The sequence below is a fragment of the Sphingomonas sp. GW821-FHT12D09 genome, from assembly GCF_058807215.1.
Genome location: NZ_JBXAQL010000001.1, coordinates 872,521 through 897,327, shown reverse-complemented (window position 1 = coordinate 897,327; position 24,807 = coordinate 872,521). Strand labels below are relative to the sequence as shown.

17 protein-coding genes are annotated in these 24,807 nt (G+C 64.2%); 11 read left to right on the top strand and 6 right to left on the bottom strand.

The genetic code is table 11. The annotated features are described in order from the left end of the window. Position 1: 1 nt before the first annotated feature. The 9 genes from AC1RPL_RS04175 to AC1RPL_RS04135 are packed head-to-tail and all read left to right on the top strand — an operon-like array spanning position 2 to position 6,205. Positions 2-1,186, top strand: coding sequence for a flagellar hook-basal body complex protein (locus AC1RPL_RS04175; RefSeq protein ID WP_493067992.1), 1,185 nt, complete (start codon positions 2-4; stop codon positions 1,184-1,186). Beyond that, on the top strand, positions 1,183-1,965 hold the full coding sequence (locus AC1RPL_RS04170; protein WP_493067991.1) for a FliM/FliN family flagellar motor switch protein: 783 nt from the start codon (positions 1,183-1,185) through the stop codon (positions 1,963-1,965). Before AC1RPL_RS04175 ends, AC1RPL_RS04170 begins: the two co-directional genes overlap by 4 nt. A gap of 8 nt (positions 1,966-1,973) precedes the next feature. Beyond that, complete coding sequence (locus AC1RPL_RS04165; RefSeq protein ID WP_493067990.1) at positions 1,974-2,294, top strand: FliM/FliN family flagellar motor switch protein; 321 nt, start codon at positions 1,974-1,976, stop codon at positions 2,292-2,294. A gap of 23 nt (positions 2,295-2,317) precedes the next feature. Beyond that, positions 2,318-2,692, top strand: a complete 375-nt coding sequence (locus AC1RPL_RS04160) for a hypothetical protein (protein ID WP_493067989.1) — start codon at positions 2,318-2,320, stop codon at positions 2,690-2,692. Then, complete coding sequence (gene fliP / locus AC1RPL_RS04155) at positions 2,692-3,405, top strand: flagellar type III secretion system pore protein FliP (RefSeq protein WP_493067988.1); 714 nt, start codon at positions 2,692-2,694, stop codon at positions 3,403-3,405. The genes AC1RPL_RS04160 and fliP overlap by 1 nt, the downstream gene beginning before the upstream one ends. Next, positions 3,402-4,145: a sigma-70 family RNA polymerase sigma factor gene (locus tag AC1RPL_RS04150; RefSeq protein ID WP_493067987.1), complete on the top strand. Its 744-nt coding sequence runs from the start codon at positions 3,402-3,404 to the stop codon at positions 4,143-4,145. The genes fliP and AC1RPL_RS04150 overlap by 4 nt, the downstream gene beginning before the upstream one ends. Positions 4,146-4,159: 14 nt before the next feature. After that, positions 4,160-4,720 (top strand): hypothetical protein, encoded by a 561-nt coding sequence (locus AC1RPL_RS04145; RefSeq protein WP_493067986.1) that lies wholly within the window; start codon positions 4,160-4,162, stop codon positions 4,718-4,720. A 13-nt stretch (positions 4,721-4,733) separates the two neighbouring features. Continuing rightward, positions 4,734-5,087 carry a hypothetical protein gene (locus tag AC1RPL_RS04140; RefSeq protein WP_493067985.1) on the top strand — a complete coding sequence of 118 codons (354 nt, stop codon included), beginning with the start codon at positions 4,734-4,736 and terminating at the stop codon, positions 5,085-5,087. Further along, positions 5,084-6,205, top strand: a complete 1,122-nt coding sequence (locus tag AC1RPL_RS04135) for a tetratricopeptide repeat protein (RefSeq protein WP_493067984.1) — start codon at positions 5,084-5,086, stop codon at positions 6,203-6,205. The genes AC1RPL_RS04140 and AC1RPL_RS04135 overlap by 4 nt, the downstream gene beginning before the upstream one ends. Before the next feature lie 162 nt (positions 6,206-6,367). Here AC1RPL_RS04135 and AC1RPL_RS04130 read toward each other — a convergent pair whose 3' ends face one another. From AC1RPL_RS04130 to AC1RPL_RS04110, 5 genes are all read right to left on the bottom strand, one after another. After that, the gene (locus AC1RPL_RS04130) at positions 6,368-8,398 is read right to left on the bottom strand and encodes a flagellar biosynthesis protein FlhA (protein ID WP_493067983.1); all 2,031 of its coding nucleotides are present in this window, start codon (positions 8,396-8,398) and stop codon (positions 6,368-6,370) included. Further along, positions 8,395-9,468, bottom strand: a complete 1,074-nt coding sequence (locus AC1RPL_RS04125) for an EscU/YscU/HrcU family type III secretion system export apparatus switch protein (protein ID WP_493067982.1) — start codon at positions 9,466-9,468, stop codon at positions 8,395-8,397. Before AC1RPL_RS04125 ends, AC1RPL_RS04130 begins: the two co-directional genes overlap by 4 nt. A 1-nt stretch (position 9,469) precedes the next feature. After that, positions 9,470-10,225: a flagellar biosynthetic protein FliR gene (locus tag AC1RPL_RS04120; RefSeq protein WP_493067981.1), complete on the bottom strand. Its 756-nt coding sequence runs from the start codon at positions 10,223-10,225 to the stop codon at positions 9,470-9,472. 2 nt (positions 10,226-10,227) lie between these two features. Continuing rightward, positions 10,228-10,497, bottom strand: a complete 270-nt coding sequence (gene fliQ / locus AC1RPL_RS04115; RefSeq protein ID WP_493067980.1) for a flagellar biosynthesis protein FliQ — start codon at positions 10,495-10,497, stop codon at positions 10,228-10,230. 106 nt (positions 10,498-10,603) lie between these two features. After that, a complete protein-coding gene (locus tag AC1RPL_RS04110) occupies positions 10,604-10,861 on the bottom strand; it encodes a hypothetical protein (RefSeq protein ID WP_493067979.1) in 258 nt (85 codons plus the stop codon). Between the two features lie 80 nt (positions 10,862-10,941). Here AC1RPL_RS04110 and AC1RPL_RS04105 point away from each other — a divergent pair, with 80 nt between their 5' ends. Further along, complete coding sequence (locus tag AC1RPL_RS04105; RefSeq protein WP_493067978.1) at positions 10,942-20,961, top strand: DNA/RNA non-specific endonuclease; 10,020 nt, start codon at positions 10,942-10,944, stop codon at positions 20,959-20,961. A gap of 3 nt (positions 20,962-20,964) precedes the next feature. Then, the gene (locus AC1RPL_RS04100) at positions 20,965-21,648 is read left to right on the top strand and encodes a hypothetical protein (RefSeq protein ID WP_493067977.1); all 684 of its coding nucleotides are present in this window, start codon (positions 20,965-20,967) and stop codon (positions 21,646-21,648) included. A gap of 134 nt (positions 21,649-21,782) precedes the next feature. Here the strand turns inward: AC1RPL_RS04100 and AC1RPL_RS04095 are convergent, their stop codons facing one another. Continuing rightward, a complete protein-coding gene (locus tag AC1RPL_RS04095; protein ID WP_493067976.1) occupies positions 21,783-24,761 on the bottom strand; it encodes a TonB-dependent receptor plug domain-containing protein in 2,979 nt (992 codons plus the stop codon). Between the last annotated feature and the right edge of the window lie 46 nt (positions 24,762-24,807).

Sequence of the window (24,807 nt, the reverse complement as noted above, 5' to 3'; positions counted from 1 at the left end):
CATGTTTGGAGCCATCTATATCGGTCTCAGTGGCCTCAACGCCTATTCGCGCGGGCTCGAGCAGGTCAGTAACAATGTGACCAACCTCAACACGTCGGGCTTCCGCGGCTCGACGGTGACCTTCCAGAACTATTATGGCAGCGGAAGCCAGGGCGGGCTCTCGCACAGCAGCGACAGCAAGGGCAGCGGCAACGGCGTCGGCATCGGCGACAGCCGGCTCGACATGAGCGCAGGCCAGCTACGCCAGACCGGCAACGACCTCGATCTCGCGATCGACGGCAACGGCATGCTGGTGCTGATGGACGGCGACAAGATGCTGTATGCCCGCACCGGCAGCTTCCAGGTCGACGACAAGGGCTTCATCGTGCTCGCGGGCACCGAATATCGCCTGGCGACGCTAGATTCGAGCGGCAAGCCGGTCAGCCTGTCGATCGACAATTCGCGCACCAGCGCGCCGCTTGGCACCACCACAGTCAAGTTCACCGACAACCTCTCGCTCACCGCCACCCAGGCGGTCACGGTCAACGACCTGACTGTCTACGATACCCAGGGCGGCGCGCATAAGTGGAGCGCCAAGTTCGAGAAGGACAGCTCGCCAAATGCCGTGGCGGGCACCTGGAACCTCACCGTCAGCGACGACAAGGGCGTGGTCGCGACCAAGCAGATCAAGTTCAACGCCAGCATCATCGATCCGGCCAGCGCGACGGTCGACATCGAGGACCAGACCAACCACTTCACCGTGAAGTTCGATTTCTCGACGGTGCAGTCCTATTCCTCGGCCGATGTGTCGAACCTGCGCGCCAGCTCGATCGACGGGCACGGCGTCGGTGCGCTGACCACCGTCACGGTGAATGCCACGGGCCATCTCGAGCTTGGATATTCGAACGAGCAGAAGGTCGATCTCGGCGCCGTCGCGCTCGCCGACTTCCGCGATCCCCAGTCGCTGAGCGAGAAGGATGGCGGGCTGTTCAGCTATTCGGGGACGGGCGAGCACGTCTATCTCGCCAGCGACGATCCGCGTGTCGGCCTGGTCAAGGCCAAGTCGCTCGAGGCGTCCAATGTCGATCTTTCCAAGCAGTTCGGCGACCTGATCCTGATCCAGCGCGGCTTCCAGGCCTCGTCGCAGATCGTCAGCGTCTCCAACGACATGATCCAGCAGCTCTTCGGCATCCGAGGCCAGGGATGACGCTTCCCTGCCGATCCTGGTTGCCCGACGGCGCCGTCGCGCCCGTCGCGGCGCAGCGCGCGCTCGCCGACTTGGTCGAAAGCTGGTCGGGCGAGTGGTTCGCCGGCGAGCCGATGCGCGTGGCCGGGCCGCTGGCACGCGTCGCCGCGGCGCGGGGCGAACTGCGCAAGGCCGTGTGGCACGGCTGCGACGAAGGCGTCGCGATCGGCCTGCCGCCGGCGGGCGCCGCCGCACTGGGCGCGATGGTGCTCGGCGTCCAGACCGCTGCCGGCCAGCGCAACGAACATGATCTCGCGCTGCTGCAGGCGCTGGGCAAGGAGTGCCTCGACAGCCTCAAGTCGCGCCTCGTCCAGCGGCTCGCGCTCGGCAGGCCGGTCTGGCACCAGTCCGAGGCGGGGCGCGGCGAGGGCGTGGTGCATCGGCTCGAGATCGTCACCGCCACCCGCGGCCTGACATTGCAACTCGAGCTCTCGTCCGCCTGCTTCGCCTGCTTCGTGCAGGACGCGCTCCCCGATCCCGTGCCCGGCGTACCGCTCGGCGCAGGCAGTGCGGCGCTCGCCGATATCCCGGTCTCGCTCTCCGCAGTGCTTGGCCGCTGCGGCATCACCGTCGCCGAGCTTTCCGGCCTCGGTTGCGGCGACGTGCTCATGCTCGACCGCGCAACCGAAGACGTGCTGCCCCTGGCGGTCGGCGGCGTGCCGCTGGCGCGCGGCAGCTGCACCGTCGTCGAAGCCGAGCGCGGCCTCGCGCTCTCGATCGTCCAAGCTCCAGCCCGATGAGGGATCCCGTGACTGAAACCACCGACACCTTGGCCGCCGATACCAAGGCCGCCGAAATCGCACCCAAGGCCGATACCGCGGCGCCGCGCGTGAGCAGCAAGCTGATCGAGAATGTCGGCGTCCAGCTCGAGGCATTCCTCGGCGCTGCGCCGATGACCGTCGCCGAGTTGACCGCGCTTTCCACCGGCGCGGTGGTATCGCTCGACGCGCAGCTCAACACGCCGGTCGAACTCCGCCTCAACGGCATCGCCGTCGCACGCGGCGAGCTGGTCGCCGTGGGCGAGAAGTTCGGGGTCCGCCTTACCGAGATCGCGCAATGGCCCGACTGACTACGGGGTTCGCATGTATCGTAGTGTATCTGCTTTCGTCGCCGGTCGCGCTCGCGCATCCGGCGCGGCTGGGCGGCGGCGGCTCGCTCAACCTGTCGCTCACGCGGATCGTGATGGCGCTGATCCTGTGCCTGATGCTGGCCGCGCTCGCTGCCTTCGCGCTCAAGCGGGGCGGGGGGCGTATCGATCTTCCGCGGCTGCGCGGCCTGATCTCGACGTTGCCGGCGCAGCGCCGCGTGGAAGTGATCGAGACGCGACGCGTCAGCCAATATGCCGATGTCTGCCTGCTGCGATGCGACGGGCGCGAATATCTGATCCTGTGCGCGCAGGAGCAGCAGATGGTGCTGCGCGAAAGCTGCGCGGATCCGGAGCCGGCCTCGCAGGAGGGGGCAGCGTGATGCGCCTGTCATCCACGCTCAAGGCAGGCCTGCTCGCCGCCGGCCTGTTTGTACCCGCCACGGCCTTCGCCGCCAACGTGCCCGGCATAAGCACCGATCTGGTGCGCACGATGCTGCTGCTCACGCTGCTGGCGGTCGCGCCGGCGATCTTCATCTGCATGACCAGCTTCATCCGCATCGTCGTGGTGCTTTCGATGGTCCGTCACGCCTTCGGCATGCCCGAAACCCCGCCCAACCAGGTGCTGATCAGCCTCGCGTTGTTCCTCACCGCCTTCACTATGGGCCCGACGCTCAACGCAGTGAACGCCCACGCGCTCAAGCCGCTGATGGCGGGTACCGCGACGGTGGAGCAGGCGATCGACAAGGGCAGCGCGCCGCTGCGGACCTTCATGCTCGCCCAGACCCGCGACAGCGACATCGAGGCGATCTACGCGATCGCCAAGGTGCCCGTGCCCGATCGGCCCGAGCAGGTCGAATTGCTCAAGCTTACCCCCGCCTTCATCCTCAACGAGCTGCGCGTCGCCTTCACCATCGGCTTCGTCATCCTGCTGCCGTTCCTGCTCATCGACCTGGTGGTCGCTTCGATCCTGCTCGCGCTCGGCATGATGATGGTCCCGCCGGCGACGATCTCGCTGCCGATCAAGATCCTTATGTTCGTGCTGATCGACGGCTGGGGCCTGATCCTGCAAGGCGTGCTGGGAAGCTTCAGGTGAAGCAGCGCCCGCGCGCCGCCTTTTCAGGCCTTGGCCTGCTGCTGGTGCCGCCGCGGGTCGAGGCGTCGCTGTGGCGGCGCTTCCGCTTCGAGCAGGAGTTCAAATGCCGCGAGCAGATTTTCACGCGCTACCGTGCGCTGGCGCGTGCCATTGCCCAGCGCCAACTCCGCGCGCGGCCGCGTAGCGGCGTGGAGCTGAACGACTTCGAGCAATTCGCCTATGAGGGGCTGCTCGCTGCGATCGATCGCTACGATCCGCTGCGCGGCATCCCGTTCGGCGCATTCGCGCGCCGCCGGATCATCGGCAGCATCGCCGATGGTGCGGCGCAGATGAACGAGATTGACGCGCAGTACAGCTATCGCCGCAGGGTCGAAGCGGAGCGCCTGCGTTCGATCACCGCCGATGCCGGCAAGACCGATCCGCTCGGTGCGCTCGCCGATCTGACCGCGGCGCTCGCAATCGGTCTGATGCTCGAGGGCACGAACCTGATCGCGCCCGAGGACGGCGCCGACCAGCGGCCCAATGCATATGAGAGCCTGGCCTGGCGCCAGCTCAACGCACAGCTCGCCCGCGAGATCGAGCGCCTGCCCGAGCGCGAGGCGGCGATCATTCGCCAGCATTATGAGAACGGCGTAAGCTTTACCCAGATTGCCCAGCTGCTCGGGCTTTCGAAGGGGCGCGTCTCTCAGCTACACTCCCTGGCGCTGGCCAAGCTGCGGACCCGGATTGGATATCGATGACGGAAAGGATGGACATGACGCTTTGCAGTGACGAGGAGATGGCGCAGCTGCTGGGCGCGATGCACGCGAGCGCGGCCGACGAGGTCAGCCTGGCCGAGCGGCTGATCGAGGCATATCCCGACGACGCCCGGCTCCACTTCCTGCGCGGCTCGATGCTTGCCGGTTCGGGCCGCCCGATCGAAGCGCATGCTTCGCTCAGCCGCGCGATCGAGCTTGCCCCGGACTTCGCGCTGGCGCGCTTCCAGCTTGGCTTCTTCGAGTTGACCTCGGGCGAGGCGGCGCGCGCGCTTGCCACCTGGGAACCGCTCGATAGCCTGCCCGGCGATCATTATCTCGCGCATTTCGTCCGCGGCTTGCGCCACTTGATCCAGGACCATTTCGGCGAGGCGATCCGCGAACTGACCGAAGGCATCGCGGTGAACGCGGAGAACCCTCCGCTCAATCGCGACATGCAGCTGATCATCGACGAATGCAGCCGGCTCGTCGGGGGCGCTCCCGAACCGCAGGTCTTCGAGGAAGAGGCATCGGCAACGTCGTTCCTGCTCGATCAGATCGGGCGGGGCACGACGCATTGAGGATGCGCGCGGCATGACACGCGTCGGCAATGTCGATCAGGTGCTGCTGCTCCTGCGCGAGCAGTTGCAGCGGGCGGGCCGCAACCGCGAGACGTCGCGTACCGGGAAGGCGGCGAAGTCCGAGGCCAGGTCCGCGCGCCCGCTCGACCGGATCCGTGCGCTCGCCGCGCTCGATACGCTTGGCGAAGAGGAATTGCGCCGCGCCGTTGTGCGCGGGCTGCTCGCCGAGCAGTTCGGCGAGGCAGTCGGCAACGATCCGGCTCTGATCGCGATCGTCGACAAGGTCAGCCGGATGATCGGCGAGACGCCCGAAGGGCGCGAATTGATGGACAGGGCCTTGGCCCAGTTGAGGGAATCCCGAGAATGAACCAGAGCGCAACCGCGCAGAGCCGGCATGATCGTCTTGTGGCGCTGCTCAGCGAGGATCCCGACAACCTCCCGCTGCTTGCCGACGCCGCCGAAGCCGCGTTCGCCGAGGAGCGGTTCGATGCTGCCGGCGACTTGCTCACGCGCCACGCGCGGCTCGCGCCGCTGCCATTCCAGGCGCAGCATCTCGCCGGGCTGATCGCGATGCGCCAGCTCGACTGGGCGCGCGCCGCGGAGATTTACGCCGCGCTGCTGGAATCCGGTGCCGATGCGCCGCCGGTGCGCTTCAACCTCGCCTGGTCGCTCGCCATGGTGCAGCGCTTCGAAGACGCGCTTCCCCTGCTGGACGCTGCGACCAGCGATCAGCTGCCCCAGGCCGCGCAGCTCGAGGTACAGCTGCTCCATCAGCTCGGCCAGTTCGACCGCGCGGCGGAACGCGCGCGCGCGCTGATCGAAATCCATCCCGAGCATCGCGGGCTCAACGCGATCGTCTCGACACTCGCTATCGATATCGAGGATACCGATCTCGCACAGCGCACCGCGCGCGTCGCCGGCGATCATCCCGATGCGCTCATCACCCTGGGGACGCTCGCACTCGGCGAGGACGATCCGGAGGCTGCGACCAGCTTGTTCGAGGCTGCGCTTGCCCGCGCCCCCCAGGCGCCACGCGCCTGGATCGGCCTTGGACTCACGCGCATGCTCGGCGGCGATCAGGCGCTGGCCGCGCTCGATCTCGACAAGGGCGCCGAGATGTTCGGCACGCATCTCGGCTCGTGGATCGCCGCGGGCTGGGCCCATGTCCTGGCCGGCGACCGCGTCACCGCACGCGCCCGCTTCGAAAAGGCGCTGGCGATCGACGATACCTTCGGCGAGGCGCAGGGCTCGCTCGCGGTGGTCGATCTGCTCGACGGCCAGATCGAGGAAGCGCGTCGGCGCACCGCGGTTGCGTTGCGCCTGGATCGGGAAAGCTTCTCCGCAGCCCTTGCATCGGTGCTGCTCTCTGCAGGAGATGGGGACAAGGAGCGCGCGACGAAGATCTTCGAGACCGCGTTGCACACTCCGATCACCCCTGATGGCAAGACCCTGGCGCATTCGCTGGCGCGGCTGGGATCGCGGTAAGGCCGACGGGATCGCGGCTCGATCCGGCCCCCAGACTTGTGCCGGGGGTCGCACAAGGCCGGGGTAGCGCGCGTGAAAGAACCGACAAGGCTCGCCCAGGACTTCCCAGCCTGCCGTTCCTGGCGATGAATCGGGCCTGGCGGGCGGAGCGCCCGCCAGGCCTCATGCCTCCAGCCGCACCACGTCGAAAGACTTCAGGCTCACCCGCATCGGGATCTCGCTCACCGACAGGATCGAGAGCTTGGGGATGCTGCGGCGGGTGAGGTTCTTCAAGTGGCGGCGGATCTCACCGCCGCACAGCAGCACCGGTGCACGGCCCTGACGGAACATATCCTCGCTCATCGGCGCGAGGCGGCGGATGATCTGTTCGGCCAGCCGTGGCTCGACCGCGAGCGAGCCGTGTCCGGCATTGGCGCCGATGCTCGCGACGATCTGGTTCTCGACGCGCGGATCGAGGCTGAGCACCGCCAGGTCGCCATGGCTGCCGCGCAGCTGGTGACAGATCGCATAGCTCATTCGCTGGCGGATCTGCTCGGTAAGCTCGATCGGGTCCTTCTGGGTCCGTGCCAGATCGACGAGATGCTCGACGATCAGGTCGAGATTGGCGATCGACACGCCTTCGGCGAGCAGGTTCTGCAGCACCCGCTGAACATCGGAGAGCGTCAGCGTGTTCGGGACCAGGTCCTCGACCAGCCCGGGCTGGCGCTCGCGCACTTCGCTGAGCAGCCCGGCCACGGTCGCGCGGGTGAGCAGGGTCGAAGTCTCGCTGCGCACGATCTCGCCGAAATGCGTGACCATCAGCGTGATCGGATCGACGATCGTATAGCCGGCGTCGCGCGCAGCTTGCGCCTGGCCTTCGCCGATCCAGAATGCGGGCATGCCGAAGGCCGGATCCACGACCTCCTCGCCGTCCAGGCGGTTCTTGGCGCCGTGGCTGGCGATCGCGAGCATGCGGTCCGGATGGATGTCGGTCGCGCCGTAGCGCGCGCCGAACAGGCGGATCTCATATTCGAAGCTGCCCAGCCCATGGCCGTCGATCAGCTTGACTGCCGGGAAGCCGATGCCGAGTTCCTGCTCCTGCGCGCGGCGCAGGCCCGCCAGTCGCTCGAGGATGATCGCGCCTTCCTTCTCCCACATCCGGCCAAGCTCCGCGCCGAAGCGGATCTCGACGGCGGGCACCTGCGCGACGCCCGATGCGGTGGTCTCGCTCGCTGCGTCTTCGGCCGCGGCTTCCTCGGCAGCGGTGCGGCGGCGCAGGCGCCACCAGGTGACGGCGGCGAGCCCGCCGATCAGCAGGATCGGCCATTTGGGCATGCCCGGCATCAGCATCAGCGCGAGCAGCGCCGCCGAGACGATCAGCGGGATGCGCGGCTCGGAGGCGAGCTGGCGGAATATCTCGGTCGATAGCTGCTTGTCGGCCGCCGAGCGCGTGACGATGATGCCGGTCGCGATCGAGATGATCAGCGCGGGCAACTGGGTGGCGATGCCGTCGCCGATCGTCAGCAGGGTGAAGTGTGCGAGCGCCTCGGACCATTCCATGCCCATCTGGCTGACGCCGACGATCCAGCCGGCGATGATGTTGATCAGCAGGATGATGATCCCGGCGATCGCATCGCCCTTCACGAACTTGGAGGCGCCGTCCATCGCGCCGTAGAAGCTGGCTTCCTTCTCCAGCCCCTCGCGGCGGCGGATCGCTTCCTTCTGGTCGATCAGGCCCATGTTGAGGTCGGCGTCGATGCTCATCTGCTGGCCGGGCATCGAGTCGAGCGTAAAGCGCGCCGCGACTTCGGAGACGCGCTGTGCGCCCGAGGTGACGACGACATATTGGACCACGACCAGGATCGAGAACACCACCAGGCCGATGACGAAATTGCCCTGCACTGCGAAGGCGCCGATCGATCCGATCACGTCGCCGGCATTGCCGCCGGTCAGGATCAGGCGGGTCGCGGCGACGTTCAGCGACAGCCGATAGAGCGTCGCGACGAGCAGCAGAGAGGGGAAGGTGGAGAATTCGACCGGCTTGCTGACATAGAAGGTCAGCAGCATGATCGTCAGCCCGAAGCCGAAATTGACGATGATCGCCAGGTCGAGAAACGCCGGCGGGATCGGCACGAACAGGATCACGAGGATCCCGATCGTGGCGCCGACCAGGGCGAGGTCCTTCTGGTTGCGGAACAGCTTCTGGAACATCATGCGGCTTCCGGGTGATGCGAGGCGCGGCGGAGCTCGATGTAGAGCTCCGCCACGGCTTCGTAGTGGGAGGGGGGAACCGCACCGCCCGCCTGGCAGGCGCGGAAGAGCGCGCGCGCCAGCGGCGGCCGCTCGAGGATGGGAATGCCTAGGCGGAAGGCCTCGTCCTTGATCGCCAGCGCGAAGCGGTTGCGGCCCTTGGTCGAGACCTCGGGGGCGATCATCCGCTCGGGATCATAGCGTAGCGCAACCGCGAAATGCTCGGGGTTGACCACCACCAGGTCCGATCCCGGCAGCGCGCCCGACCCCTTGCTTTGCTTGACGAACTCGTTGTGGAGCTGCTTGCGCTTCTGCTTGATCCGCGGATCGCCCTCGCGGTCCTTGGATTCGCGGGTCACTTCGCGCCGGCTCATCCGCATCTGCTTGAGGAACTCGCCGCGCACCAGGATCTGGTCGAGGATCACAAAGCCTATGGCGATCGCGATGAACACGAACAGCAGCCGCAGCCCGGCGCCGGCAAGCGCCTCGGCCAGCCGCTCGCCATCGCTTGCGGCGATGGCATAGCGCGCGATGGCGTCGTGGAGGACGAACCAGGCGGCAATGGCGTAGACCGCCGACTTGAGCACCGTCTTCAGCGTCTCCTTGAGCATGCGCATCGAGAAGAGCCGCTTGAGCCCGGTCGCCGGGTTGAGCCGGCTGAAGTCCGGCTTGAGCGGCTGCGCGGTAAAGATCAGCCCGCGCAGCTGAAGGATCTCGAGGAAGATCACCACCGCGACGATCGTGCCGCCCAGCAGCGCGAGCGGCCGCACCGCCGCCCAGGCGAGGTCGCCGACCATCGCCTGGGCCTGTTCGGGATCGCCCGCGCGGTCGATCCCGGCTGAGAAGGCCTTGCGCATCAGCTCGGCGATCTCGCCGACCATCGCCGGTCCCGCCACCGCGCCGAAACCGGCGAGCGCGACCAGCCCGCCAAGGAAGCCCAGTTCGGCGCTGCGCGCGACCTGGCCCTTCTCGCGCGCCTTCTTCAGCTTGAAGGGCGTGGGCGCCTCGCTGCGATTCTGTTCCTGCTCGGCCATGTCAGATCAGCCGCGGCATGGTTTCGAGCGCGGTGCGCATCAGTTGCGCGAACAGCGCACCCGAGAAGGAGAGGGCGAGCGGCAACGCCGCCATCGTCGCGATCGCCTTCACCTGGAAGCCGAGCAGCAGCACGTTCATCTGCGGCAGCGTGCGCGACAGGAAGGCGATCATCAGGTCGAGCAGGAATAGGACCAGCAGCACGATTCCGGCCAGGCCGATCGCCATCAGGAACACCACGCCCATATATTCGATCATCGGTGCCGGATCGCCACCGAGCGACGCAGTGCCAAGCGGCACCTTCTCGACCGAGGCCGCCCATATCGCGAGCAGGTCTTCGGGCCCGCCGATCGCGAAGAACACCGCGGCGCCGGCATAGGCGAACAGCGTGCCGGCGAGCGGCATCTGCGCACGGGTCGTCGGATCGACCAGCACGGCCAGGCCGAACCCCGCCTGGATATCGATCGCGCGGCCAGCGGTGAGCAGGGCGGCGAAGGCGAGTTGCAGGGCGAGCGCCAGCGCGATGCCGAGGAAGAGCTCGCCCAGGACGGCCATCGGCAGGCCGCCATCCCAGAAGGGCGCGCGCCAGGTCGCGTCGGGGTTGCCCGCTACCATCCATGCGGACAGGCCGATGCCCAGCGCCAGCCGCACCGTCGCCGGAATGCGCAGCAGCGTGAAGGGCTGGGCGAAGCCGAGCGTCGGCGTGATGCGCAGGCTCAGCAGCAGCACCGCCACGGCCTGGTCGGTGAGGTCGCCCATGATCAGCCTGCGAGCGTCGGGATCACCAGGTAGAGCCCCCGCGCGAAATCGGTGATCCGCGCGATCATCCACGGCCCCAGCGTGATCAGCAACAGCGCGGCCACGAGCAGCTTGGGCACATAGCTCAGCGTCATTTCCTGCATCTGGGTCGCGACCTGCAGGATGCTGATCAAAACGCCGACCACGAGCGTGGCAACAAGAACCGGCCCCGCGACGATCAGGCAGTTCCACAACATATCGTCTAGCAAATTGAGCGCGCGGTCAGCTTCCACGAAATCCCCCCGGATTTTCTGATCGACCACGGCGAATCGACGATTCCCCGCAATCACGTTAACCATAATCCGGCATAGAGATCAGACAAAGCAAATAGCCGTGATTTCAACGGCTTTGGTCCCAATTTTTCAGCTGCGGAGAATTCGCCGCGTCGGGGCCGCGTTGCAAATCTGGCGCGGTATCGAGGAGCCAGATGCAGCGCGCGATCGATCCGGCGAATTGCTGGATTTCCCCGGCCGCGCCAAGTCCGCAATGCGCCGGGATGGAACCATAACGGATTAAAAGGTGAAGCGACGCGGAAGCCAGGATTTCAACGACTTCGAGGCCAATTGCTTCCACCGTCGTTTCGAATGCGGCGATCACGCTAAACTATCGCGAGATTCCCCCGACTTACTTCCGAACGGACGGTGCGCCCACTGTCCGCCATCGAGCTGGGGAATGGAATGGTTGCGATCTTCACTGGGGCCGGCACGGGTTTCGAGCGCGGTTCGGGAAGCACGCTGGGGTCGTCGGGGCTGCTGGGTTCGGCGGGGTTCGGGCGCAGCGGCGAGCAACTGCTGCTCAACGCTGCCAACGGCAACCTGCTGATCAGCCGCCAGGACGAGTATCTGGTTGGCCGCGGGCCCGATGCGAGCGTCGGCCGGACCTATAACAGCCTGGCCGCCGGCACGGACGACAATGGCGATAATTGGCGTCAGAGCACCCAGCGTGCGCTCAATCCCAACGGAACGCTCAACACTTGGGGCAGCTCGATCACCCATCGCCTCGGAGATGGCTCGGAGGTCACTTATTACTGGAGCGGCTCCGCCTATGTGACCACCGAGGGCAGCGGCGTCCATGACAAGATCACCTGGGACGGGTCAGTCTTCCGCTGGACCGATGGCGATACCGGCACGGTCGAGACCTATGAATATGACGGCGTGACGCAGTGGCGGCGGCTGAAGACCGTCGCCGATACGAGCGGCAATACGCTGACCTATGGTTATACCGGCGACAAGCTGACCTCCATCACCACCGCGAATGGCGAGACGCTGACCTACGCCTGGAGCGGCAACCATATCACCCAGGTGAATTCTGGGGATGGCACGCTCACCCGCTATTATTACGACGGCTATGATCGATTGAGCCAGGTCGATGTCGAGCTGAGCGGCGGCGGCAGCGTCTATTCGACCACCTATACCTATCATGGCAGTTCGAAGCTGGTCGCGACGATCAGCGAGACCGACGGTTCCTATGTCTCGATCGCCTATGACGGATCGAACCGCGTCACCAGCCTGACGCAGACGGTGTCGTCGGGCGTCACGCGCACGACCAGCCTGGCCTATGGCTCCGGCTACACGACCGTGACCGACCCGGCCGGGCTGGCGACGACGCTATATTATAACTGGCAGGGCGCGCTCACCCAGATCACCGCGCCGCCCGCCTATGCAGGCGCCGCACAGCAGACCGTCCAGTTCGGCTATGACGAGGACGGCAACCTCTCGGCCATCACCGACCCCGCCGGGCAGACGACGAGCTACACGCGCAATAGCTGGGGCAATGTGGTTTTCGAGACCGATCGGCTGGGGAGCACGATCGAGCGCACCTTCAACGCGGCACATCAGGTGCTGACCGAGACGCGCGTAGGTTCGGACAAGGACTCCGCTGCGGCCAGCCATACCACCCGCTACGTCTATGACGCCGCTGGCCGGCTATGCTTTACGGTCAGCGCCGAAGGCGACGTCACCGAATATCTTTATAACAGCTTGGGACAGGTCTGGCTGACGAGCCAGTATCGCACGAAATTTGATCTAGCCGGCATCGGCTCGACCACCGAGCTCGACCTGACGCAGATGGTGAGCTGGGCAGGCAGTATCGCCGATCAGACCCAGATCGAAAGCGTCCAGTTCGTCTATGATGCGCGCGGCAATCTGCTGCAGCGGATCAGCTTCGGCGCGTCCTATGGCCGGGGCAATCCTTCGGTCGCCGATGGCTATCAGCACGAGTTTTTCACCTATGACACCGCGGGGCGCCTGCTGACCCAGGTCGCGGCCTGGCAGAACCAGCAATCCTATATCTATGACGGTCTGGGCCGGATCACCGCCAGCACCGACATCAACGGCGGCACGACCAGCTTCGTCTTCAACGACGCCGCGACCACCACGACCGTCACGCTTGCCGGCGGCGCTACCCAGGCCTCGACCTACAACAAGGCCGGCGAGCTGGTGAGCTATATCGAGAGCGGTGCCTTCGTGCAGAGCGGCACGCAGCACTATAGCTATGACAGCGATGGCCGGCTTCGGGCGTTCACCGACGCGACCAACCGGACATTCTATTATCTCTACGACAATCTCGGCCGGAAGACCGCCGAGATCAACGACAATACCGAGGTCACCGAGTATCGCTACGACTTGGACAATCGGCTGGTGGCGACGGTCCACTATGCCTTGGGCACAACCGGGCTGGGGCAGGTCGCCGCCAACCTGAATGCCAATTTCGACGTCGCGACGATCCGTCCGGCCAGTCATCCGTACGACGTCTGGACCTGGCAGGTCTATGACAGGGAAGGCCGGGTGATCGAGGCGATCGAGGGCGATGGCTCGGTCACCGCCTATGAATATGACGCCTCGGGCCGGCTGGTGAAGACAACCGGCTATGCCAACAAGTTGGCTGGCTGGCAGATCGCGAGCTTCCAATCCTCCGCGCCGACGACTGTCGTGTTGCCGACGAGCGATGCCAAGGACAGCGTCGCGCGGGTCTTCTATGACAAGGCCGGCCGCGTGATCGGTGCGCTGGATGGCGAAGGCTATCTCACCCGAACGGTCTATGACGGCGCCGGGCAGAAGGTGCAGGAGATCGCCTATGCCAATGTCACCAATGCAGCCTATCGCGCGTCTGGCAGTTTCCAGACGCTGATCAACAGTGTTGGCGCCAACGCGAGCGATCGTTCGGTGCGCTATGTCTATGACCAGCAGGGTCATCTGCGCTTCACCATCGATCCGCTCAACCACGTCACCGAATATGTCTACCAGACCGGCACGGTGTATGATTCCTATGGGATGGTCCGCCAGTCCGTCCAATATGCCGGGGCGATCCCGGCGCTTGGCAGCTACACCTATGCCTCGGTGAAGAGCGCGGTCGCGGCGCTCGCCAGCGATCCGGCCAATCGCCTCAGCTTCGCCATCTACGACGACGCGGGCCGTGTCGCCTATACGATCGACGGCATGGGCGGCGTGGTGGGCTTTATCTACAACGCCATGGGCCAGGTCGTCCGCAAGACCGAATTCGCGAGCACCAACGCCGTGACCGCGCTGTACACCAAGGCCGATTGGGACAATTGGGCCGCAGCCTACCCATCGTCGAACGATCGCATCACCCGCTATTACTACGCTGCCAACGGGGACCTGCGCTTCACGATCGACGCCGAGGGCTTCATCACGCGCACCGATTACGACGCGGAAGGCCGCGTCGCCGTTGTCGTGCGCTGGGACACCGCCGTTTCGGCTACCAATAGCTGGACGATCGACACGGTCAGTGCTGCGCAAACCGGCACCGAGACCACCACGAGCACTTATTATGACTCGCAGGGCCGCGTCACCCTATCCATCAATGGCGCGGGGAATACGCACCGCTATTATTATTACGCCACGGGCCTGCTCGCCTGGGATATCCTCTCCGAGGGCGGGCAGGACGATAGTCGCACCCTCTATGTCTATGACGCCGCCGGCCGCAAAATAGCGGAATACGCCGCCTACGATACGCCCGAGCAGGCGATCACCACCTACAATTACGACGGCCTGGGCAATCTGATCGCGATCAACGATCCCAATGCGCACACGACGTCGTTTAGCTATGATCATGCCGGCCGCGTGACGCGGCAGACGAACGCGCAAGGCTCGCCCACCGATTTCGTCTACAACGCGTTCGGCGAGCAGGTCGTCGTCACCAACGCGCTCGGCTTCGCCAGCTACAGCTATTACGACAATGCTGGCCGCGTCATCGCCACGCGCGATGCGGAAAGCTACGTCACCGAGACCGGCTATAACAGCTTCGGCGAAGTCATCTGGGTGAAGCAGGCCAGCAACAGGGCATATGCTGCAGCCGGTGCGTCTACCTGGCCCGCTTACACGGCGGATCCGGTGCATGATGCCGTCACCCAGTTCGAATATGACAAGCTGGGCCGGCTGACGAAGGCCATCGATGCGCTCGGCTATTACGAGCAGTACACGCTGGACGCCTTCGGGCAGCGCACCGCGGTGCGCAACAAGGTCGGCGGTACCGTCACCAACGCCTATGACCGGCGCGGGCTGCTCGTCTCGGAGACGCTGCCCATGGCCTCGGTCGACATGTGGGGCAGCACCGTCTCGGCGACGGTCACCAACACGTTCGGCTATGACGCCCGCGGCAACCGCGTGTGGATGCGCGAAGCGGTCGGGCTCGCCGAGCAGCGCTACACCGCCTACACCTATGACAGGGCCAATCGCCTGACTGAGAAGCGGGGCGACACCGTCCTCTATCTCGATCAGTCCAATCATGCGGGTGCGCTCTACACCAACCTGATCGAGCGCTTTACCTATGACACGCGCGGCAACCTGATCGAGACGGTCGATGCCAATGGCGCGCGGACGCTGCTCTATTATAACGATCTGGACCGCAAGATCGCCGAGATCAGCGCGACCGGCACGCTATCGACCTACAGCTATGACGTCGTCGGCAACCTCACGCTGTCGCGCACCTGGGGTGCGGCGATCTCGCAACCGTCGACGGCCGGCGGCACACCGCCCGCGGCGCCCGGCGGGGAGTATCGCGAGACGAGCTTTACCTACGACCAGGTGAACCGCATGCGTACCTCCACGGTAAGCGGGGTGCGCACCGGTAGCTGGAACGGCTCCGTATTCGTCACTACCACCGCTGCGATCACCACGACCTACGCCTATAACGCGGTGGGCGATGTGGTGAGCATCACCGATGCCAATGGCGGAGTGACGATCAACCGCTTCGACGCGGTCGGGCAGAAGATCCGGACGATCGATGCCGAAGGATATATCACCGGCTGGATCTACGACGCGCAGGGCAATGTCGTGCACGAGCGCCGCTGGACGCTGAAGGCGATCGACGGTTATTGGGATCCTGCGGTCTTGAGTGACGACCGGGTCACCAACTTCACCTATGACCGCAACGGCCGCCGCCTCACCGAGGAGCGCTCGACCGTCGATTCCTACGGCGTGTACGAGAACGGCCAGCTTTACGGCACCTATGGCACCGCGACGGTCAGCTATAGCTATAACGAACTCGGCCTGGTCGTTCGGAAGACCGAGGCAACCGGCGACTATGTCGATTACAGCTATGATGCCAGCGGCCGGCTGATCACCGAGCGCCGCAGCACCTTCGACGAAATGAACGTCTATGGCGCGGTCCGGCCGACGGTTCGCTACTATTACAACGGTCTCAACAACCTGACGCGGACCGAGCAGGGCGTCGAGGATGCCGGGCAGGGCGGCCGCGTCACGCGGTACGGCTATGGCATGGGCCAGAGGCTCGACTGGATGGTCGACGCGAACGGCGCGACCACGGCCTATTACTATGATGCCATGGGCAACATCGTCCGCCAGAACTATACCCGCGAACATTCGGATACCAGCACCAGCTACGAAGGCGTGCTCTACACGCGCGACGTGCTCGGCCGTGTGACATCGCAGACCATTGGCGTCTGGAACGGCTCGGTCTGGAACAAGGGCGATATCCAGCAGACCGCGTACAACGCCTATGGCGACGTATCGCAGCGCGGCCTCAACGGCGGCTGGCAGGAGCAGTTCGCCTATGATGGCGCGGGCCGGCTCTATCGCTCCAATTCGGGCGACGGCGTGTGGCGCTATTACGTCTATGACGGCAACGGCAACCAGACCGCGACGATCGAAAGTGAGGGCAGCTGGATCGGCGCGAACTCGCTCGATGGCGCGATCTCGGCGGCGACCTATGGCTTCGCCTATTATCTGGGCCAGGCATATGTCGACGGCGTCAACGTCACGATCAACGCCTATGACCGGCGCAATCAGGCGACCGCGACGATCCAGACGCAGCGCCAGCTCGGCGGATCCGGCGGTATCGTCAATGTCAGCACTGCGCGTGGTTACAATGCGTTCGGCGAAGCCGCCTGGGAACGCGACGCTCGCGGCAACCAGACCAACTACACTTATAACAGCATGGGCCGGGTCACCTCGATCCAGCGGCCCTCGGTGATCGTCACCACCGAAACGGGCTATAGCTATTGGACCAATCCGACCGAATATTATTACTATGACATCTCCGGCCGCACGGTTGGCGTGCGCGATGCCAATGGCAATCTGACGACGCGTCGCCTGCTCGCCGGCACCGGCTATGGCCAGAGCGAAGTGCTGGTCGCCCGCGAGTTCCATGCCGACGGCGGCGTGGTCACCAACGGCTATAACCGTTACGGCGATCTGCGCACCGTCACCGACGAAGTCGGCCGGCAGACGGTCAACTCCTATGACAATATGGGCCGGCTCACGCAGGTCACGCGCCCGAGCGGCCAGTGGGAAGCCTATGCCTATGACGTGCTCGGCCAGCGCATCCGGCACTGGAACTCCTATTATAACACGTCGAATGTCGAGCGGACCGACTATGACCAGCAGGGCCGCGTCATCAGCCAGGTCGCCTATGGCGGCGATACCACCACGACCAGCTATGTCTGGTCCTGGCAATCGACCAACGGGCTGGGCAGCTATGGCGGCTGGTACCAGACCACGACCTACACGAACGGCCGCAGCTCGGTCGAGCAGGAGGACATGTTCGGCCATGTCCTCTACACCTCGGACCTGGGCGGACACGGCACCTGGTACAATTACGACTATGCCGGCCGGATGATCCAGCGCACCGGCGGCGAGACGGTCAACTACGACTATCTCAACACCGGCTTGGTCAACGCGATCACCAGCGGCCATGGCTCGCCGACCAGCGCGCAGAACAATTTCGGCGAAACCTATCAGATCAACAAGACCAGCTACGCCTATGACGCGGCCGGCAACAAGTTGAGCGAGACGTACACGGTCGAGAATGGCGGCTGGTATGACAATGGCTGGTACGAATATGGCTATGACTATGGCTATTACGACCAGTATTGGGTCTCCAACTGGGAATATTCCAGCGGTGTAACCACCTATCAGAACGGCAGCGCAAGCTACGATGCGCTCGGCCGGATGGCGAGCTGGAGCGAGAGCGGCAACGGCACCACGCCCGCGGCCAGCATCGCATACAGCTATGACGCGAACGGCAATGTCCGCCGCTCCTACGCCACTTACTACATCCTGGATCAGAATGGCGGTGCGTCGTACCAGACGACCCAGGATTACTGGTACCGCTATGACTCGATGAACCGGGTCGTGACGTCAAAGGGGCAGCAGTCCGGCGGGGTGGTGCGCGGGTACCAGGGCGTCGACATCGCCTATAACGCGGCCGGCGAGCGCGTGCAGACCACGCGCACCACGACTGCCTATGGCCAGGTCTATTGGGAATATTACGACCCCAACATGTATGGCGGCTGGGGGGGCTATAATTACGGCTATCAGGACGTGCCCTATGAGGCGGAGAGCCGCGAGAGCTACACCTATGACGCCGACGGGCACCTCTCGACGGTGCGCATCGCGCAGAGCGGCTATTACGACAATGGCGACGGCACGCTGACCGTCACCGCGCCGCCGAGCACCGGCGCGCTCAAGGCCAATTACGATTATGACGGCGCCGGGCGCCTCTATCACCAAGTCGACTGGCTGGGTGACGGCAACACCGCGGCCTATGACCATACGCTGAGCTACAACGACAAGGGGCAGGTCTACTCGGACGTGACGGTCCAGCGTCAGGGCGCGGATACGATCACCACCTATAGCTCGACCGATTTCGGCTATGGCTCGAACTATGCGCTGGGCTCGGCGGTCAGCGTCTCGACGACGACCTACAAGAACGGCGGCTACCAGTCCTCCTCGACCACTTCGAACAGCTTCGCCTGGTATGCCGGCGCGGTGCAGGCGAGCACGAGCTACAGCCAGTCGGGGCAGGGCACCCAGACCTCGACCTATTATTACGGCGCCAACGGCCAGCTGCTGTCGGTCTATGTCGGCGACGGCCGTCCGCACTCGATCGCCTTCACCAACGACATGAACGGCCAGACGATCCGGCGCGACGAGACCGACAACAACTACAGCCAGGGCGACCCGCACGAAGTGTGGTACCGCTTCAACGGCAAGCAGATGGGCTATACCGGCAACAACGGAACCCAGAACACCGATTACCAGAGCTCGATCAACCAGCGGACCTGGACGCCGGGCAACGGCGCCTTCGCCAATGGCCAGACCTATGGCTCGGCCTATGCCGATTTCGACCAGAGCTTCAGCGGCATCACCAGCTACAGCCAGGGCGGTAGCGGCGGAAGCTATACGGTGCGCACCGGCGACACGCTGCAATCGATCGCGGCGCAGCTCTGGGGCGACAGCTCGCTCTGGTACCAGCTGGCCGAAGCCAATGGCATGGGCGGCGCGGGCGGACTGGTCCAGGGCCAGACGCTGACCATCCCCTCGGGCGTGATGCGCTCGTCGAACACGGCAGCGACGTTCAACCCCTATGATCCGGCGAGCATCCTGGGCGACACCAGCCCGACCACGCCGCAGCCGCAAAAGGCGAGCCCGAAGAAGAACAAGTGCGGCGTCTTCGGGCAGATCCTGCTTGCGGTGGTGGCGATCGCAGTGACGGCCGTGCTGACGCCCGTCATCGGGCCGGTCGGCGCTGCGATGGCCGGCAACGTCGTCAGCCAGGGCGTTGGCGTGGCCACCGGCATCCAGGACAAGTTCAGCTTCAAGAGCCTCGCGATGACCGCGATCACCGCGGGCGTGGCGCAGGGCCTGGATAAGCTCGGTATGGTCGTCAATACCGGCAGCAAGGTCGCGAGCGCCGCGATCAACGGCGTGATCTCCAGTTCGATATCCCAGGGTATCGCGGTCGTAACCGGGCTACAGCCGAAATTCGACTGGGCTGGTGTGGCGGCTGCCGGCGTGGGAGCCGCTGCCGGGGCGGCTGTGGGCGGTGCCCTCAAGTTCGATGGGAGCCTGAAGGGGTTCCATCTGGAGAACTCGCTCAAGGGCTTGGCCGCCGGCATGGCGGGTGGCATCGCTAACGCCGCGACGCGATCGCTGATCGACGGCAGCGACTTCGGGGACAACATACTTGCGGCGTTGCCGGACACGCTGGCGCAGTTCGCTGTCTCGCTTGGGAAGGGGGCCATCGAGGAAGGCAGGATCAACAAGATCCTGCATAGCGCCGGCATCACCGGCAGTCGGGAAGACACGCAAGTATCGCGAACCTTCGTTGGTGCTCTTCTCGGCAAGAGCATGACCAGCAACGAAATCCTGGATATGCTTGCCGTTCCAGGCATCCATGCCTCTCTCGTTGACTATGATGCAACGCGGTCGGGCGGGATATCCGAGGATGCCGCCGTCGAGCGTGCCGAGAGTTTCCTCGACAGCATGGTGCCTGTGCCCAGCGATAGTCATGCCGGGCTACCTGACGGGTTAACCTTAGATGCTAATGGGAACTTGCTTGATAAAAACGGCAATCAGGTCCCCATGCTTAGCGCAGTATTCGTTATGGATAGTGCGCCAGCGGGGCCCAGTGGCGAAACCATCGTTTCCAAGACGATCTCTGGCGGCATCCAAGCCCTGGATGGATTTACCGAGTATTACAACGATCATCCAATATTGGCGAATATTGGCTTCGGTGTGTTGTCGGTTATTGTTGGAGGGCCGACCAAAACCATCGTCAAGCGCGCTTTGGGCGCAGTCGGCGACCAGCTTGAGGGTATGGCAGCCGACTTTGTAGCCCAGAAAACCGAGACATTCGTATCGATGTTGGCGAACGCGAACGGCTGGGCTTTCAACATCAATCTCGGCGGCGCCGTACTGAATATCGGCGCCCCCGAAATCGGCTTTGGTGGAGGACAGGTCGGCGGCGCGCTCGTCGATATGGTAGCCGGGGGGGCGTCGGACGTTTTCGAACGCGGCCTGGATGTCAGGAAGCGCCTAGCCTATCGCGCCAGGGTCGGTGAGAAGGGCGAGTTGCTATCGACCTTCGCGCACATCAAGCCTGAAAATATCGGTGCGGGCACCCCGACCAACGCGGCGTCGCGGGCGTTTGCCCGTAAGCTCGGCGATGCCGGTGACGACGCTGGCCATGGCTGGGGGCAGTTGCTCGGGGGCGCTGGTGGCGCTAGATCAAAAAACATCTTCCCGCAGAAGCCTTCGGTTAATCGCGGGGCGTATCGCGAGTTTGAAAAGGCAATTGCCAAGCGTGTCCAGGCAGGTGACGAAGTATTCGGTCGCATAGTGCCGCGGTATCGGCCGAATGAAACTCGACCATACGAGCTGCTCTACCAGGTCAGGATAAACGGTAAGACGACGTCCAGAGTATTTGGGAATTAAGATATGAATAAGAATTTTCTGAATGTTTTGGAAGTTCCGCAAGGCAAGCAAATCTCCTTCGTCGGCGGTCGTCCCTTGGTTCCTGTGAATTTCAATCCCCCTAAATGTTCGCTTTGCGGAAATCCTGAGACTTTCTTCTTTCAGTTGGAAATGCCCGAAGGTTGTAGCAGGGCGGGAGGGATTGTTGCGCTGTTTCAATGCACGTCGTCGTTACATGAGGATAATCTCATACCGGATATGATCGATGGGGAATTGAAGGGAGCGGTTGTCCCAAGGGATTTCATTCGATCCTATCAGAAGAATTTTTCCGTTGAATTCTTCGAAAACGAGAATCTCCATATTCTGGAGGAATATAAACCCCTGATCTCTTTCAAGGAGATCGATCTGGGTTCCGCGGAGCAGGGGCTTGTGCTGGGTGCGGTAGGAGGGGAGCCTGTCTGGCGGATGGAAGATGAGACTCCGTCGGCTCTTGACGACGGCCAGAAGCTAGAATTCCTTTTCCAATTGAATATGAACTTTGAATACACATTGGTAGATGGCGCGCCGCGCGAATTGGTGATGGACTTATTTGAAGGCGCCGCTGAATCCACGGAAAACTATTATCGGTTATTTATCGGTAACGAAATATATGTTTTCGTGAATGCGGCGGGTGAGCCCTATCCGTATGTGATTACGCAGGTGGATTGATTGGCGGGCGCCTGAAGGCGGGCTTCCAGGTCACGAAGCGCTACATGGCCAGGCACGATTTGACATGTGCCGATCTGGAAAACGGCGGCGACCCACGAGAGGCCGCCGCCGATAGTTCAGGGCAGATTGTCCGATCAGAAGCGGAAGGACGCACCCGCGCGGAAGGTGCGGCCGATCAGGCCGGCATAGTGCCAGCTGACCAGGCGATTGGGCGCGCTCGGATAAGATGCCGGCGCGATCGGCGCGCGCGCGTTGAGCACGTTGCCGACATTGCCGAACAGCGTGATGTTGTCGCCCAGGTTCGCGGTGGCGTTCAGATCCACGTTGATGAAGCTGCCGACATAGCAGAACCGCTCGCCCAGCACTGCGTCTCCGGTGCGGTACTGGTTGCCGGTCGCGCAGTTGCGCTGCACGCGTTCGTCCGGCGCGATGCTCTTAATGCGGCCCACCCAATAGGCGGTGGCGCTGATCGAAGCTTTGCCGAAGTCGAGCGTGTTCTGCCAGTTGCCGCGCCATTTCGGCGTGCCGTTGCCCGACGAGAGCTCGTACGGCCCGAGCGTGCCGGCGAACTTCTGCACCCGCGTCTCTGTGTGCAGGTCATACTGGATGACGTCCGTCACTTCGACCCGGCTGGTCCACTTGATGCCGCTGGAAAGCGGGACCGTCGCGGTCGCCGAGAAGTCGATGCCCGATGTCTGCGAGTATTTCGCGTTCACATAGGGCGCATTAACGATCAACAGGCGTGGCAGCGCGTTCGGGAAGAGCGGGTCGACGGCATCGACCAGGTTCACCGAATAGCCTGGCCCGATCGCCGCGACGGCCGCGGCCGCAGCCGCCAGGGTCGATTGCGAATAGTAAGCGGTGCGTGCCTCACCGGTCTGCGCGCCGGCGATGATCAGGTCCGACTTCTTCACATTGTAATAGTCGATCGTGAAGCTGAACCAAGGCGCCGGCTGCATGATCAGGCCCAGCGTGAAGCTGCGCGACTTTTCCGGCTTCAGGTCGGGATTGCCCTGCACCGCCTGACCCGCGCCATAGGTCTGGGCATAGGGGTTGGTCGATCCGCCATGCGCCGCGACGAAGTTCGCCGGCGGGGTATAGCTCGAGAAGCCGGCAAAGCTGCTCAGCGGGTTCGATTCGGCGAAGGTCGGTGCGCGGAAGCCCTGCGAATAGGTGCCGCGCACCGCCACCTGCTTGATCGGCGTGAACTTCGCGCCGAGCTTCGGCGAGAAGTGGCTGAACCCTTCCGAATAATGGTCGAAGCGACCCGACACGTTGAACTCGAGGCTCTTGGTGACCGGTGCGTCGAGCTCGAAATAGCCAGCCGACACGGTGTGCTTGCCGAACGCCGAGGAGGTCGTAAGGCCCAGCGTATCCAGCCTGGCATTCTGGTTGCGATTGGTCAGCGTCTCGCGGCGAACCTGTCCGCCGAGCGCGAGTTGGAGCGGCCCGCCCGCGAGCGTCCCGAGCGTCTTGGTGACGGACGCGTCGAGCGACACAAGCGACGATTCCGACGGCGTGACGATATCCGGAGACACCAGATCGCGCACCGCTTGGCTGTTCTGCGACGGATTGACGAAGTTGTAGGCGCCGGTGTTGATCGCCTGCTTCAGGCCGTTCACATTGACCCAGCCGTGCTGCGTGATCTCGAGCTTGTCCTTCGCGCCCACGCCTTCGACGCGCCAGTTCCAGTCCTCGCCGATCGTGCCGTTGAAGCCGATCGTGCCGCGGAACACTTCGTTGGTGCGCTCGCTGCCGGCATGGATGTCGCCGAACAGATAGTAGATGCGCGCGGCGCCATTGGCCGGATCATTGGCATAGGCGGCGGCATAGGCGTTGTTCGGGTTAAGGCGACGATCCGCCGCAGTCGCGCAGTTGGTGCCGGCGGCGCAGACATAGACTGGGAGCACGACGCCAGGGTTGTTGGTCGACAGCGCCGGTGACGCACCGAAAGGCTGGTTGTTCTTGATCGAGCGCGGTGCATCGATGATGCTGACGAAGCTGTTCGAATAGCTGCCCGTCACATAGCCTTCGATGGTGTCGCTCAGGCGGAAGCTGGCGCGACCATTGACCGACCAGCGCTCCTGCAGCGGCTGGATCTGGCTGTACATGTCGTTGAGGTCGTATTTGCAGCCGGTGCCGCTCGCACCTGCCGTCGTCGAGGTGAAGGTCCCGTTCGGGCAGTTGAGGTTGAGCGCCTGATACTGGCCCGTCGGTGGAGTCCCGGCTGCTCCGGCGAACGGATCGTTGAGATTGGTCTGGGCGACGCGAGTGACATAGGCGGTCGGCGACGCCACGGTCATCGAGGCGTCGGCATTGTTGCCGTCGAAACCGCCGATGCGCGACAGGTCGGCGGTGTTGAACGGGAAGCCGCGGCTGTGCGCGCTGACCCGGCCGTCGCGCTGATATTCGCCGTTCAGATAGACGTTCCAGCCGGCCTCTTCATAATTGCCGGTGCCCACGGTCAGGTTGCCGCGCAGGCGCTTGGCGTCGTTGTGGCCGCTGATGCCGCCTTCGGCCAGCCCCGCGACGCCGTTGAACTGCTTCTTCAGGATCAGGTTGACCACGCCGCCGATCGCATCCGCGCCGTAGGTGGACGAGGCGCCGTCCTTGAGCACTTCGACGCGCTCGATCAGGCTGAACGGGACCGAATTCAGATCGACATAGGCGTTATGCCCGTCGTCGTTGATCGGGAAGTTGGCCGAACGAAGCCCGTCGACGATCACCAGCGTCGAGGAAACGCCAAGGCCGCGCAGCGAGACTGCGGCGCCGCCGGCGCTGAAGCCGCTGGTGAAGCCGGTGCTGATCGAGCCGGCATTGTCGGCCGAGATCGAGCGGACCGCGTCCGTGATCGAAGTGATGCCGGCCTTGGCGAGCGAGTCCGACGTCAGCACGGTAACCGGCGACGGCGTCTCGGCATCCGCGCGGCGGAACAGCGAGCCGGTGACGGTGATGGATGCGCTGTCCTCGGCGACGTCAGGATCGGCCTTCGGTTCGGCGGTGGCGGGTGCTTCCTGCGCGTGGGCGGGGGCGGCGATCATGCCCAGCGCGAGCGCAAGCGGGGCCGCGCTGCGGGCAAGATGCCACAGCTTCGAATTCTGATTCAAAGTCATTTCTCCCTGGTTATTCTTCAGGCGGTTGCCTGGCTTGGTATGGAGA